The organism is Methanoculleus horonobensis (assembly GCF_001602375.1).
In the GTDB taxonomy this organism is placed as follows: Archaea; Halobacteriota; Methanomicrobia; order Methanomicrobiales; family Methanoculleaceae; genus Methanoculleus; species Methanoculleus horonobensis.
In genome coordinates, this window is sequence record NZ_BCNY01000008.1 from 71,340 (window position 1) to 85,477 (window position 14,138).

Here is a 14,138-nt window from a genome sequence, read left to right on the forward strand (position 1 = left end):
CCTGCCAGAATCACCTTCTCGCGTTGGAACTAAAACGTCTTTTCAAGCCCGTCGTCTATCGGCTTTGCCGCCGGCCTTCTGTTGAGATCCAGGATATACTCCTCGAAGAGATGGATCCGGGTGCTCACCGGGAAGGGTATCCCGATGGTGCTGATGACTGCTTCTCCTCGTTCGAGCGTCTGAATCTCGGTGTCCAGGCACGAGAGATCCTGTTTTGCGCTGCTTGCGATGGTGTCGCGGTCGCCGCGATCGGAGAGCCCCATCACCACGAAGGTGTTCAGCTGCGCAAGAACCCGGGCGTCGATGTTCTTGGGCTGCTGGGTGACCACGCAGAGCCCCACGCCGAACTTCCGCCCCTCCATCGCCGCCTCGCGGAACGTCCGGGTATTTCCGAGCCCCGAACCCAGCACCCGTTGTGCCTCCTCGATGGTGATCAGCACCTGCCTGGGCTCCCCCTCGCCGGCCTCCTCGCCCTGGTGGCTGCGCATGATCTTGCGGGTGATGATCGAGAGGACGAAGAGTTCGCTCTGCTCGCTCATCCCCGGTATGTCGATCAGGACGACTTTGTTCTCGTGGAGCGCCTTCATGATGTCGGGGATCGAGGAGCCCTGTCTCCGGAAGAAGCGCCGGTTCCGGTTCATCATGCCCGCGATGCGCCGCTGCATCACCGAGAGGGTGCTCGGCGAGAAGTTCTTCAGGTCGCTTGCAATCCGGGGGTGCCGGCCGGTGTAGGTCTCGGCATCGAAGGTTGCAAAATCGGTGCTCTGGAAAAAGTCGATCACCTCGGAACCGGGCGTGCTCTCGAGCATCTCCACGACCTCGCGCTGGGGCGGCGAGTGCTCGTAGAGGAGGAGGAGGTCGGGCGCCCTGAAGTCGTCGTAGTCCAGGTAGAGCTGGCTTAAGTGGTACTTCCGCCTGTACTCCTCCGGCCGGGTGGAGAAGACCTCGAGCCCGTCACGGCCGGCCTGGTAGTGCAGGAGCCCCATGGTAGTCTCTCCGCTCGACGACCGCCCTCCCGCCACGTATTCGCCGTGCGGGTCGACGATAAGGAGCCCGAACTCCCGTGCCCGCATGCAGGAGGCGCAGAAGACCTTCATGAAGTTGCTCTTCCCCATCCCGGTCGTCGCAAAGACGCCCATGTGCTGCCGCATCACCTGCGCGTGGAGCGCCACCCTGACGTCTTTTAAGACGTCCAGGCCGGTCTTCATCACGCCGACCTCGATCTCGCCCATCACCTGCGCGAGGAACGCAAAGTCGCGCGAATCCGGACGCTCGACGCGGGAGAACTTCGCAGGGATCGTCCGGGGTTTGCGGAACGTGCCGTCACCTCCGACGTACCCGAGCGGCGTCGCCTCGACGAGGATGAAGACGTCCTCCCCGATCCCGTAGAAGTGCTCGGTATGGGGGCGGGTATCCCACTTCGGGTCGGAGAAGTTGCACTCATGGAGGAGGTCGCTCACCTTCGCAAAGAACGTCAGCCCTTTGACGTCGTCCGTGATCTTCAACACATCCCCGAGATAGAGTTCCGCGTCGTGGGGGACGGCAAACCGGTAACCGAGCACCCGGTCACCGATCAGGCGGTATTTTGAGGCGTCGTCGCCGTCAATATCGGTCAAACTCATCATGATAGTCACCAAAGAGGCCGGTGTAGTCGGCAAGGGTCATGCCGAGCCGGTCCATATCGCGGATGATGTCCTGGCGGACCTGCTCGACCGCATCCTTCCCTATCTTGGTGGTGAGGTGGGCGTCGAGAAGCGGGTACGGGTAGCCCGTGACCCTCCCGTCGTCGGCGTAGGCCGCGAGCGCCGAGAAGACCCGTTCGACCATCTCCGCGCTGTAGAACGCGGGGATCTCCACCTTGAACGCCCGCTCTGCCCGCGGGTGCAGCCGGGCGACATACTGCTCGCCCCGCTGCTTCCAGGAGTGTGTCTCCAGGCGGTCGATCAGGCCTTCGACGGCTGAGACGCAGAGGTACCAGGGTCCGGGGAGGCCGAGGTCGCGTGCAAGCCCCTCCGCCGCCGGGACGATCGGGTGTCCGCCGCCCCAGGTGAGCGACGTCCGTTTCGTCACCGCGGCGATCAGCACGCCGCGGAGGTTGCAGAGGTTCAGGAGGCTCTCGACGACCTCGTCGTGGCTCGCGTGGCGGACCTGGAGCGTGCCGTCGAGGACGATGAGGTCGCCGGCATCGAGCTCCGCGGCCATCTCCATCGCCGCCCAGAACTCAAGGGTATCCCGTATGACGGCGGTATTCCGGACCGGGTCATCGTGGTCGAGGTGCACCTTCGGGGTGCAGTGGAAACAGTCGTGATAGATCTCGTCGAAGTCCTCGTTCCCCTTCCCGGGGTTGACCGTGACGATCTGGAGAGGCGTCGTCCGGTGGTGGAGGCGCGAACCGTCCGCGTACGAACTGACCGATGCCCGGACGGCGGCAACGGCAAAACTGCCCGCATCGAGGATGACGGTGTTGCTCCCGTCCACCGCGCAGACCGCCCCGTCGAACCGGGACGGGCAGCGGCGGTACGACAAGGCATCGAACCCGCCGGCGGCCGCGAACCGTCCGGCGAGGTCGGATGGGGCGCACTCGCGGATTCGCCCTGCGATCCGCCGGATCGCGTCCCGGTAAACGGTATTCGGGTCGGTCATTCGAACTCCCTGACCTGGCTCGCCTGATCTCCGCCCATCTCGACCATCAGCGTCGTCGAGAACTCGTCCTGAACCTCGGTGATGTGGGATATCAGGAGGATCTGGGGGAAGTGGGCTTCCTGAGTCCGGAGCGCCCGGAGAAGGTTGTTCCGCCGCCCTTCATCCTGGCTCCCGAAGATCTCGTCGAAGATCAGGAACGTGGAGTCGTGCACCTCGTTCACCTCGGCGAGGAACCGGGAGAGCGCCACCCGGAGAGCGATGGCGATATCGTCCTGCTCGCCGCCGCTGAACCGGTCGGCCGGGTAGTCGTCGCCCATGTCGTGGACGAGGACGGTGAAGTCGTCGTCGAGCATCACCGTCCCGTAGCGCCCGTCGGTGATCTCCGCAAGCACCCTCCCCGCCTCCTCCTCGATCCGGTCCCTGACCACCTGGAGGAGGTAGTCGGTGTAATCCTTGATCAGCGACCGGGTCAGCTTCAGCCGCCCGATCTCCTCGGTGATTACCTCCTGCTGCCGGAGGAGATCGTCCGCGCGCGAGAGCCTCCCGGCCTCTTTCTCGATATCCAGTTTAAGGCTGTTTATCCGGAAAGCAGCCGCGGATCGTTGCTCCCGCACCGCGAGAAGAGCCCGCTCGCAGTCTGCCACACGCTCCTCCGCTGCCGCGACAGCCTCCTCGCTGAACCCGAGTTCTTCGACCGCCTCACCGACCCGGAGCCGTTCGGCCTCCCTGTTGGCGAGGAGGGCCTGCTTCGCCTCCAGCGCCTCGACCAGCCTCGGGACATCCTCGAGGCGAACGCGGAGTTCGAACGCTCTCCTGTGCGCCGTATCAGCTCGGCCGTACTCCTCGCTCTGGCGTGCGAACCGGTCGGGGTCGAACGCGAGGCGGTCGAGTTCAGCCCGGATAGCCTGCAGCCTCTCCGCGAGGCCGTTGACTCGTGCAGAGATGCCCTGCAACTCCTCTTCCAGCGCCGGCCGCCGCGCGAGCCGGGTCTGCGCTTCCGTATATGCCCGGTAGGACGGCTCGAGTGCCTGCGCCTCCGCCTCCAGCCGCTGCCGGATCACCGGGTCGAACCCGAGCCGGGAGATCTTCGCTTCAAGTTCCTCTTTGCGGCTGAGGTAGTTCTCGACGTCGGCGATGAGTTGCTGGCGCTCCTCCTGGAGGGCGGGGAGACGGCTGCACTCCCCCCGGAGGGTATCGGCCGCCGCCCGCTTCTCGGAGAGAGCGCGGATCTCTTCCTTGAGGGCGGCGTGCGCCGCCGGATCGTATCCCTCCACGCCGAGCGCCCGCATCGCCGCACGGTGACCCTCCGCCTCGGCCCGCCACCGCTCTCCGACACTCGCGCTCTGCTCGTACCGGGAAGAATACAGCGCGTGCTGCTCTTTCAAGCGCTGGGAGACGGTGCGCTGCCCGTAAAGATCCTTCAGCGCGGCGACGAGGCTCTCGCGGTCGGCCGTCGCCCTCGCATGCCCGCCCTCGAGATCGGCGAGCGTCTTCTGCATCGCCGTGGCGGCATCTGCAAGATCGCCGACCAGTTGCTCGTAGTGGGCGCCGAGGCCCTGGTGGCACGTCGGGCACGATCCCTCCGGGCCGGCGGCAAGGATCTCCGCCCGGTGTTCGGCAAGCCTCCGGATCTCCTCGCGGAGCGCCTCCTGCCGCTCCGCGCACGCGCTGATCCGCGAGGTCAGGTACTCTTTCCGGCTCTCCGCAGATTCAATCTCGTCTTCGATGGAGCCCATCCCGGCAAGCTGCCGGGCAAGCCCGGCAATCTCGCTCTCGAGGAGACTCATCTCTTCGGAGGCCGCGTCGACCTCGCGCAGGCACCGCTCCTCCTGCCGGGCGAGTTCCTGCGCCCGGAGAAAGACCTCTTCCCGGGCCAGGAGGGCGTCGTACTCCCCGATCTCCTCTTCGAGCGCGCGGAGATGCCCGACCTTCTCCTCGATCCCTTCTATCTCCGTCCGGTTCTCCCCGACTCGCCGCTCGATCTGGGCGAACCGCTCGTCCATGCGCGTGAGGTCTTCGCGGAGTGAGTCATACTCCGGCTGGAGTTCTTTCATCGCAACGATGCGGTTCCGGAGGCCCTGCCACTCCGCGACGTCGCGCTTGAGACCGATAACCGCCTTGTCGTCCCCTGCAAGCGCGGCGAGTTCTTCCTCGACCTTCCTGCGGCGCTCGCCGTACTCCCGAACCTGCTCCTCCGCGGCGTTCGCTTCGAGGGTCAGGCGGTCGGCGAGCGTCTTCTCCTCCGCCATCGCGGCCGTCTCGGCTTTCAGGGCATCATAGCGGTCGGCGAGGAGAGCGAGTCCTTCGAGTTCGGCCTGCACCTGCTGCCGTTCGGCGATCTCCCCTTCCGTCTCCCGGCACTCGTTCCGCAGCCGCTCGATCTCGGCCGCGAGCACTTCCTCTTCCCGTGCAAGGTGCAGGTAACGCTCGCGCACGGATAGCACCCGATCGCGCTGCGTGCGCGCACCATCTAGTTCCTCCGCGGCAGCCCTCTCTCTCCCCAGAGCCTTCTCCGCTTCCTCCTCCGCCCGGGCGAGCTCGGTGCCCAGCGCCGCAAGGCGGACGCGAATCCCCTCGGCATCCAGTTCCTGGAGCCGGCCGGAGAGCTCGCGGCAGCTTCCTTCCCGGACATCGACGATCGATTTGAGGCGCTCCATGCTGTCCTTCTTGAGATAGTCGACGCCCAGCACCTGCATGAACCAGTCCTTCCGGGACCCGGCCCTGCTCTCGAGCAGGGCAAGGAGTTCCTTCTGCCCGGCGTAGATGGTGTTGCGGAAGTCGCCCGGGCCCATGCCGACAACCCGCTGCACCTCCTCTCCCACCTTCTGGACGCTGCTTGCAAGGAGTTTCTGGTTCAGGTAGAGGTTTGCCTCGTGGAGCGTCGAAGAGGCACGGCGCTTGAATTTGCGGACGACGGCATACTCGTTGCCGCCGACCGAGAAGTCCAGGCGAACCTCGCAGACGTCCTGCGGCCCCGCAAAGGAACTGACGATATAGTTCCCGTCGAGACCGGTGCCCTGCAGGCCGTAGAGAGCGAAGAGGATGGCCGAGACGATGCTGCTCTTGCCAGTTCCGTTGTTCCCGACGATCCCCGTGATGCCGTCCTGGAAGACGATCTCCTGGTCGCGGAAGCGCTTGAAGTTCCGCATCCGGAGCTTATTCAGCAGCACGCTCTCCCTCTTTATGGCGTGCGATGACCGACCGGAGAACCTCCGTCCCGGTCTTCTTCACGAACTCTTCGTCGCCGGGAGCGAGGTGCTCCTTCTCCACGAACCGCTCGAACTCGGCGACGTAGTCGATCCCGACGAGCGAGTCTTCGTAAAAGATCCGGGACGGATCGTCGACGGCCAGCACCTGCAGTTTGAGGTCCAGCGCACGGTTCCGGATATCCTGGAACGCCTTCTGGTCGAGCGCGCGGAGCGTATCGCGGCGTATCCCGTCGAGCGTGACCTGGCAGATCGCGTGGTGGATTTTCTGCTCGTGGTTATCGGCAGCATCGAGGATGGCATCAACGACCTCCCCGGCCGAGAGCCCATCGCAGTTGATCCTGCCGAGGCTGAACATCGGCGTGTGCGGGAGGTCGATATGCTCGACCTCGCCCGACGCAAGGTTCACGGCGAGACCGCCCTTCTCCTCCGCGATCTCCCCGTAGTTGCAGTATTCGAGCGACCCGCTGTACCAGGCGTTGTCGGCGACCTGCACCTGGTTGTGGTAATGGCCGAGTGCGATATAGTCGAACCGGCCGGAGAGGATGGTCGCGTCCAGTTCGTGCTCGGCGACGGTGTGCAGCCGTTTGTCTTTCAGGATGCTCGCAAGACCGTGGGTGACGAGCACGTTCGTGCCGCCGGAAAACTCGACCTCCTCGAACGCCCTCCGGTAGCCTTCCGCCTCGAGCATATTCGGTATCAGGTGAAAGACCGTGTCCCCGAGTTCCACCCGGCGGTAGCGGTTGTGGTGGGCGACGTAGAGGTCGCCTGCAGCGTAGCCGCCCCGCTCCAGCACCTCGAACGGCGACGCCGTGTACCGGGTCTTGGCCATGCTGTGGTTGCCCGCGACCACGAGCATGGGGATTCCCGCGTCGTGCAGGCGAGAGAGGGCGTCGAGCGCCGTCGTGTAGGCGCGGGTCTTCGGCTTGACCTGGTGGAAGAGGTCGCCCGCGTGGACGAGCGCATCAGGCCGTAAGTCGATGACCCGGTCGACGGTAGCAAGAAAGTTGTCGTAGATGAACTGTTCGCGCAGATTCATCCCGGTCTCCGGATCAACCCGGTTAAAAGCCGATAATCCGAGATGCGTGTCTGCCAGATGAACGATCTTCATGCCCAATTAATCTCCGTGTTCCTTGAGTATAAATGCCTGATCTGCGCGGCGTGAATGTATCCGGCACCGAAGAGGTGTTCATGATACGCGTAATCTAATATATCCCCACTGATATTTGTATGGTGATCTCGTGTCAAAAAGAGCCGTTGATGCAGTTTTTCAGGCACTATTCCTCCTCTCCGACGTCCGGTTCCTCCTGCGGGAGACAGCTCCCGGGCATGACCTCGACGAAGGCCAGAAGGAGCGCGCCGCAACAACCCTCGAAAAGGTGAAACGGCAGATTGCAATCCTTGAAGAGGAGTTGGTACGGTGAAGTGCGCAGTCGATATCGAGTCCCGCGACGTCGAGGAGATGTACATCAACATCGATCCCATCCAGGCGGGCGGGCGGCTCACCGTCGACGCCATGAAGGCGGCGATATCCTTTGCGGACGGCTACTCGGTCTGCGACAACTGTCGAAGCCCCTTCAGGCTCGACTACATCCAGAAACCCCCTATCGCGCAGTTCCACGCCGACCTCGCCGCGTGGCTGAATATGGACACCGCGCGGGTGGTGCCGGGAGCGCGCCGGGGATTCCAGGCGGTCGCGAGCACATACGTGGAGAAAGGCGACCCGGTCATCGTGACGTCGCTCGCCCACTACACTGAGTTTGTGGCAGTCGAGGAAGCGGGTGGGATTCCGCTCGAGGTTCCGAAGGATGCAAAGAACCACATCACCCCCGACGCTGCGGCAGAGAAGATCGAGGCGGTGATCCGGGAGTTCTCGAAGACGCCGCCCCTGCTCTTCATCGACCATGTCGACTACCAGTTCGGGAACGTCCACGACGTCGCGGCCATCACAAAGGTCGCCCACCAATACGACATCCCCGTCCTCGTCAACGGGGCCTACACAGTCGGGATCATGCCGGTTGATGGGAAAGCGCTCGGTGCCGACTTCGTGGTCGGGTCGGGCCACAAGAGCATGGCGGCCCCGGCACCCTCGGGCGTCCTCGCGACGACGAACGAGCACGCGGAGCGGGTTTTCAGGACGACACAGGCGAAGGGCGACGTGACCGGCCGGACGTTCGGGATCAAGGAGGTCGAGATGATGGGCTGCACCCTGATGGGGGTCACCGTCGTCGGGATGATGGCCTCGTTCCCCCATGTCAAGGAGCGGGTGAAGCACTGGGATACCGAGGTGGCACACTCGCAGGCGGTCGTGGACGCCCTCCTCTCCATCGAGGGGACGAAGGTACTCTCCGACTACCCGCGGCAGCACACCCTGACCCGGATCGATACCCGCGAGTCGTTCGATAAGGTGGCAGAGCAGCACAAGAAACGCGGCTTCTTCCTCTCGAGCGACTTGAAGAAGCGGGGCATCACCGGCGTCATCCCGGGCTCCACGAAGGTCTGGAAGTTCAACACCTTCGGGCTGACGGAGAAGCAGATCCGGCACGTAGGGGAGTCGTTTGTCGAGATTGCACGGGAAAATGGGCTGAATATCGTCTGAGGGAGATCCTCGGAATTCTTTTTTTGAGCGGGTGCGTGCGGACCGGGCGTTATTTTCGTAAAGATCTTGAGCGAACCAGCGAGAACTCCGGTAATCGATCAAAAGCCCGATGCAGTGGACCGTGGGAGACTCCGCACCTGACGTGCTCGAGATCCTGCCCTTCGGCCAGTCGCTTATCGCCACGGGGGGAGGGGCTGACGGGGAGTGCGATGTTCCGCAGGAACGGAGCTCGAGCACCCGAAGGGTGCGGAGTGCGAGCGAAGCGAGCTCGAGCACCGGAGGTGCGAAGGGGGTCTCCCCCTCCCCTGTCTCTAACACGCAAAGGAGATACCTATAACCCCCACCCCACCCGGCCTTCGGCCTCCTCCCCCGCCCCTTGGGGCGGGGGCAGTGCGTGGCGATATTCCCTCAAAATCCGTGCAATGGACTTAGATCTGCGAAGGATGCATGAGAGTTCCCCCGAAAATAGTGACCGGTGAGGAATAGGGATTTAACTGCCGGTGCAGGTTTCTAAGGCTCAGGTAGCCACACGTGTCGCAACAGGTCCCATCACCCGATCTCCTCAATCTCTCCATTCTTCGCGCGATACCGCCGCACCGTCGCCGCCGCCTGCTCCGCGAGACCCTCCGCACCGATCTCCTCTTCGAGTTTCAGGATCGTCTCCGCGGGCGCCGCCGTCGAGGGGTAGCGGGGAGCGACCGTGCACCCGACGTCTCCCGGCCGCGCCTGAAACGTCCCGATAGCGCGTGCGCGGTCGACGACCTCCGTCTTGTCAAACCCGATCAGCGGCCGGAGCATCGGAACGGTCGCCGCAGGAGCAATCACCGCCATGTTCGCGAGCGTCTGGGACGCCACCTGCCCCAGGTTGTCGCCGCTGACCAGGGCGGCAGCTCCACGCTCCTTTGCAAGGAGACTCGCCACCCTGAGCATGAACCGCTTGCAGAGGACGCACCGGTAGCGCGGCTCCTTCAGCGCCGTGATCGCCGCAAAGAACGGCTCCATCTCCACGACCAGGAGATCAAGGGCGTGGCCCGGAACCCAGAGAGAGAGCCGGGCATGATTTGCAAGGACGTTCTTCTCCGCGTCCGCACCCCCGAACCGACCGCCGTGCATGTTGACGTGCACCATCAGGCATCCCCGGCGCATCATCAGCCACGACGCGACCGGCGAGTCGATTCCTTCCGAGAGCAGGGCCATCACCTCGCCCTGCGTCCCGTAGGGGAGCCCGCCCGGCCCCGGGATCTTCTCGTCGTAGACGAGGCCGCCATACTCCCGGGCTTCCACGAAGATCTCGTAGTCGGGCGACGTCAGATCGACCTTCGCCTCCGGTATCCGGTCGAGGACGGCCGAACCGACCGCCGCAGCGAGCTCCTGGCTATTAAGCCCCTCGACAACCGATCGCCGCGCCCTGACCCCAAACGACATCCCGGGTCGGAGATTCCTCTCTGCGTGCTCGACCGCCGTGGCCGCGAGCCCCTCGATATCCGCCGAGGTCACCGTGCAGACACTGGTGCCCACCACCCCAAAGGTCTTTGCGGCCACTACGGCGATCCGCCGGGGTTCGTCGCCGTAGATCATGATCCGGCCCCGGTGAGTCTCGATACGGTGAGTAAGTCCCTCAGTCTCCAGCGCAAGACCGATATTCCCCGTCATTATCGATATGTACCGCCGCTTCACCGTCTCGCTCTTGAGGAAGATCTCGCCGTACCTGACCATCACCGCTTCCATGAATCCGCACCTCCTTCCCGGTAGCCACCGGAGGCAATCGTTACATCCGTAAACCCGAGTTCCTTCACCGCACCGAGCAGTTCCTCAAGCCTCCGGCGGTACGCCGGGTCGGCCTCGATCGAGGCCCGGCAACCACCGGTGCACCGGACACGTATCGTCCCCGGGATCTCCCGCGCGAGGAGGGCTTCCGCCGCCGCGACGAGCGCGAGGCACTCCCGGGTGACCGCCTCACCGGTGGGGATGCGGGTTGCGAGGCATGCCGACGGCGGGCGGATGGGCACCCCGAGTTCCCTCGCAAGTGCCTCGACATCCGCCTTCCCCATACCGCACCCGGCGAACGGGCTTTTGATCCCGAGTTCGGAGAGCACCCGCATCCCGGGCCTCGCCGCGGGCCGATCGTCGGCGTGGGTCCCATCGACCACCGTCCGGCACCCCTGCCGGCGTGCCTCCGCCACGACCGCCTCCATCATCGCCCGCTTGCAGACGTAGCACCGGTCCGGCCGGTTCTCCCGGACAGCGGGGATATCGAGCATATCGAGCGGTATCACGACATGCGGGAGACCCAGGCGCTCCGAGAGTTTGCGCGCCGCCGCGAGCTCCCCCGGCGGTGTAAGGCCGGTATCGACGCTGATCGCGATCGCCTGAATCCCATGATGCCGGGCGAACGCCAGCAGAACCGAACTGTCCGTTCCACCGGAGAGCGCGACCGCGACGGGTTCGTAGGATTTCAGGAGAGCATCAAGTCCGCGAACTCTCGTCATCTGCTCTTCATATGCTCGCTTGTCCTAGATGAATGTTCGCGAATCGCGCCAATTCCCGATTTCTGCACGAAGAGCAAATGATTTTTAACAGAGGCACTCAGAATGTGTACTGATATGGCGAAGAAAGCGAGTGCCAAACAGGCAGAACCCATGAAACTCTTCTATATTTTTTACAATCAGGAGCGCTGGGACAACTGGATCAAGACGCTGGAGGAAGCAAATTTCGAGCCCCCCGAAGGTGAAGAGGTCTCGGAGGGCGAGCAGATGCTCTTCAGTTTCACCGAAGATATCACCCTCTCGGTCTTGAAGATCATCCGTCTCCACCAGAACGGCCGGTTCACGAAGGAGGAGGCCACGGAGAAACTCGACGACGTGGAGCTTATCGTCATGACCGGACTTCCCGAGGGAGAACTCGAAGATATCATCGGGTCGCTCCAGCTCTCGCTGCTGGTGCTCTTCACCGCCTGCCGGAAGTACCTCGAAGGCGAATTCGACAAGGACATCAAGACCCTCGTGAAGAAGGGCAAGGGCATCGACGAGGAGAACCTCGAGGAAGCGCTCGAGGTTGCGGCGAATATCGGGGCCGCCGTAGTCGACGGCGCCACCTGCTGCGCGAAGTACATCAAGGACAACGTGGAGAACCCCGGCCTCTTCGACGAGTGGCTCATCGAGATCGAGACCATGAGCAACGCCATGAAGTCGCTCGCGAAGTTCGACGAGGAGCCCGGCGAGTCGTGATAGCGGATAAAGCCCGGTTTCGGGCGGCACGGAAACTTGAGCGGGCAGCAGGGTTCCGGCTCCCGGATCACGTCTTTTCAGGCGCGTTTCTGGAGTCGCTCGGGAAGGCAATCGACTTCGAGAACCTCGATCGCCGGACGCACGAGCAGCTCCGGGCCTTTTTCCGCGACTTCATGGATTGCAAATGCAAGAACGCACCCTTCTGCGGGTGCCCGGAGAGGAAGTTCACCCTCACCATCATCGAGTTTCGGGAGTTGGGGCTCGATCACCGCCAGATCAGCGCCCACCTCCTCGAAGAATACGGGCTCGATCTCTACCCCGCCGATATCCTGAGTTTTCTCGAGGACTCCGTCCACATGCTCGAAGCGATACGGGACGTCGCCGAACTGCAGGGGCGGGAGAGACTGGCGGAGAACGCCATCGAGCACATCAAGAAGATCGAGCACTAAATCTCTCTTTTCTTACTGTGCCCGGTTCCCGGGGTTCCGCATCATGGGAGCGACGTTGCACCCCGCCATCTCCCCGAAGCAGAAGAGGAAACGCTCCCGGATACTCTCCGGCAGTCTCGCCTCCGGGATGGGTTCGAACCCGAGTCTCCCGTAGAACCCGATCAGGGGGAGCGTCGAGTGGATGTAGATCGTCTCGGAGCCGCATTCGTCGAGGAGGATCTGCACGGCCTCCTTTGCATAGCCGTGTCCGCGGTGCTCGTCCAGCGTGAAGACGCAGTCCATCTCGAGGCCGCCCGAGTGAAGGGTGCAGCGGGCCGTTGCCGCAAGGGCTCCGTCGACAAAGACACCGAATATCCTCTCCCGCGCCGGGTCGGCCTTCTGGCCGCGGTAGTGCGTCCAGACTCTCTCTGCAAGCGGAAACTCTCCCGGCTGCAGTTCACGAACCTCTTTCTCCATCGTCTTCTCCAGGTATGGCCACACATTGCCGCACCAGGTATTTTAACCGGACGGGTAGCCCCGCCCGGTCTCAGAGCAGATCCGGCCAGGGGATGCCGAGACCCCGGGTCAGTTCCTTCAGTTCGTCGTGGATTCCCCGGTCGATCTTGAGAAGAGCCAGGATATAGACCAGACCGCCGAGCGCAACCGCTCCGAGGACGACGAAGACGTTCGTGAGCGGGATGACGAACGAGTAGACCGCGACGACGGCCCCCATCACGAGCGCGGCGAGGACGATGTGTCCTACGGCTCTGCGCTCTATCCGCACGCGGATGCTCCGGGAGAGGGCGCGGTTGGCGAGTGCCGCGTTCAGCACCATGGTGACGAGCGTGGCCACAGACGCCCCGACGATACCATATGCCGGGATGAGGAGGAGGTTCAAGCCGATGTTCGCTGTAACCGCGATCACCGTCACCCGGAACGAGTCACGCGGTCGGTCGAGAGCGTTCAGGCACATTGTCTGGAGGAACATGAAAACGTGAGCGACCTGAACGAGCAGGAGTATCGCGAGAGCCGGTGCCCCTGCGGTGGCTGACGCCGTGTAGAAGAAGTAGAGGAGCCGTTCGCCGAGAAGCCAGCCCCCGGCAACGACGGGGACAGCGAGCAGGAGCGAGTAGGTGAAGGCACGGGCGAGCGCACGCTCCACCAGAGGGAGTTCGTCCTGCTTCCCCCAGTAACTGACCTTCGGGTAGAGGGTGGTACGGAGCGCTATGGTGATGAACGTTGCAATAGAGGTGAGCTGGAGTGCCACGCGGTAGATGCCGACGTCGGCATCGGTCAGGAAGTAACCGATCATGATGGTATCGGCGTACGAGAAGACGAGGTAGCCGCTCGCGCTGAGGAACGTCCAGAACGAGAAGGCAAAGAGGCTCTGGATGTGTGACCGGCGAAACCGTGCCGGCGAGAGATCCAGAAAGCGGTAATTGACGAGCCCTGCCGCAAGGAGACCGGCGACGAAACCGCCGGCAAGCCCGGCAACGCCGTAGCCGAGGACGACCGCAACGACCTGAACGAAGACCCGAATCACGTTGTCGATCAGGCTGCCGATCTGGTTGATGCCGACCTTCCCTCTACCGTAGACGCTGTTCGAGGCGATACTCGTGAAGGCACCGGCGATCAGCGCGACGATCAGCCAGAGGAAGACTTCCGGCGAGGCAAGGTCGGGGATATACGGCCGTATGATGAGGAGGAACCCGACCGAGATGGCCACCAGCACGACCCTGAGGACGAAAAACGCCGTGAAATATGCGTTCTGGTCTTCCCCCTCGCTTATCCGTTTTACAACAGCCCCCCCGAACCCGCCGTCCCCGAGCAGGTTGAAAACGCTGTAGTAGGCGACGAAGATGAAGTATGCGCCCAGTATCGATAGGCCGACAGTATGAGTGAAGAACATCGTGGAGAGGAACCCGATCGCAGTGAGGGCCAGCGTCGAGGCGAGGCTGATGACACTCTGGCGCTGGACGGGGTCGATGCGCATGACACGGGCAAGATACCGGGAGGGGCGGGACACAAGCAGTGG

Annotated in this window: 12 protein-coding genes; 4 read left to right on the forward strand and 8 right to left on the reverse strand. The window is 63.5% G+C overall.

What is annotated here, in order from left to right:
• Positions 1-29: 29 nt before the first annotated feature.
• From MCUHO_RS01510 to MCUHO_RS01525, 4 genes are read right to left on the reverse strand one after another with little or no spacing between them, the layout of a single operon-like run.
• Positions 30-1,625: an ATP-binding protein gene (locus MCUHO_RS01510; protein ID WP_067072611.1), complete on the reverse strand. Its 1,596-nt coding sequence runs from the start codon at positions 1,623-1,625 to the stop codon at positions 30-32.
• Positions 1,603-2,643 carry a DNA double-strand break repair nuclease NurA gene (locus MCUHO_RS01515; protein ID WP_067072613.1) on the reverse strand — a complete coding sequence of 347 codons (1,041 nt, stop codon included), beginning with the start codon at positions 2,641-2,643 and terminating at the stop codon, positions 1,603-1,605. Before MCUHO_RS01515 ends, MCUHO_RS01510 begins: the two co-directional genes overlap by 23 nt.
• Positions 2,640-5,813 carry an AAA family ATPase gene (locus MCUHO_RS01520; RefSeq protein WP_067072615.1) on the reverse strand — a complete coding sequence of 1,058 codons (3,174 nt, stop codon included), beginning with the start codon at positions 5,811-5,813 and terminating at the stop codon, positions 2,640-2,642. The genes MCUHO_RS01515 and MCUHO_RS01520 overlap by 4 nt, the downstream gene beginning before the upstream one ends.
• Positions 5,800-6,960: a metallophosphoesterase family protein gene (locus tag MCUHO_RS01525; RefSeq protein WP_067072617.1), complete on the reverse strand. Its 1,161-nt coding sequence runs from the start codon at positions 6,958-6,960 to the stop codon at positions 5,800-5,802. The genes MCUHO_RS01520 and MCUHO_RS01525 overlap by 14 nt, the downstream gene beginning before the upstream one ends.
• Before the next feature lie 130 nt (positions 6,961-7,090).
• On the opposite strand from MCUHO_RS01525, the gene MCUHO_RS01530 reads away from it, so the two are divergent.
• The gene (locus MCUHO_RS01530) at positions 7,091-7,273 is read left to right on the forward strand and encodes a hypothetical protein (protein ID WP_011844455.1); all 183 of its coding nucleotides are present in this window, start codon (positions 7,091-7,093) and stop codon (positions 7,271-7,273) included.
• Positions 7,270-8,448, forward strand: coding sequence for an O-phospho-L-seryl-tRNA:Cys-tRNA synthase (pscS, locus tag MCUHO_RS01535; protein WP_067072620.1), 1,179 nt, complete (start codon positions 7,270-7,272; stop codon positions 8,446-8,448). Before MCUHO_RS01530 ends, pscS begins: the two co-directional genes overlap by 4 nt.
• Before the next feature lie 549 nt (positions 8,449-8,997).
• On the opposite strand, the gene thiI is transcribed toward pscS, so the two are convergent.
• Together thiI and larE are read right to left on the reverse strand one after the other, a co-directional pair.
• A complete protein-coding gene (thiI, locus tag MCUHO_RS01545) occupies positions 8,998-10,176 on the reverse strand; it encodes a tRNA uracil 4-sulfurtransferase ThiI (protein ID WP_067072624.1) in 1,179 nt (392 codons plus the stop codon).
• A complete protein-coding gene (larE, locus tag MCUHO_RS01550) occupies positions 10,164-10,937 on the reverse strand; it encodes an ATP-dependent sacrificial sulfur transferase LarE (protein WP_067072626.1) in 774 nt (257 codons plus the stop codon). The genes thiI and larE overlap by 13 nt, the downstream gene beginning before the upstream one ends.
• 114 nt (positions 10,938-11,051) lie before the next feature.
• Between larE and MCUHO_RS01555 the strand changes: the two genes are divergently transcribed.
• Positions 11,052-11,675, forward strand: a complete 624-nt coding sequence (locus tag MCUHO_RS01555) for a DUF2150 family protein (RefSeq protein ID WP_067072629.1) — start codon at positions 11,052-11,054, stop codon at positions 11,673-11,675.
• Complete coding sequence (locus MCUHO_RS01560) at positions 11,672-12,124, forward strand: DUF5814 domain-containing protein (RefSeq protein ID WP_067072631.1); 453 nt, start codon at positions 11,672-11,674, stop codon at positions 12,122-12,124. The genes MCUHO_RS01555 and MCUHO_RS01560 overlap by 4 nt, the downstream gene beginning before the upstream one ends.
• 12 nt (positions 12,125-12,136) lie before the next feature.
• On the opposite strand, the gene MCUHO_RS01565 is transcribed toward MCUHO_RS01560, so the two are convergent.
• Both MCUHO_RS01565 and MCUHO_RS01570 read right to left on the reverse strand, forming a co-directional pair.
• The gene (locus MCUHO_RS01565; protein WP_235808120.1) at positions 12,137-12,604 is read right to left on the reverse strand and encodes a GNAT family N-acetyltransferase; all 468 of its coding nucleotides are present in this window, start codon (positions 12,602-12,604) and stop codon (positions 12,137-12,139) included.
• 46 nt (positions 12,605-12,650) lie between these two features.
• Positions 12,651-14,096, reverse strand: a complete 1,446-nt coding sequence (locus MCUHO_RS01570; RefSeq protein ID WP_235808121.1) for a flippase — start codon at positions 14,094-14,096, stop codon at positions 12,651-12,653.
• Positions 14,097-14,138 lie beyond the last annotated feature (42 nt).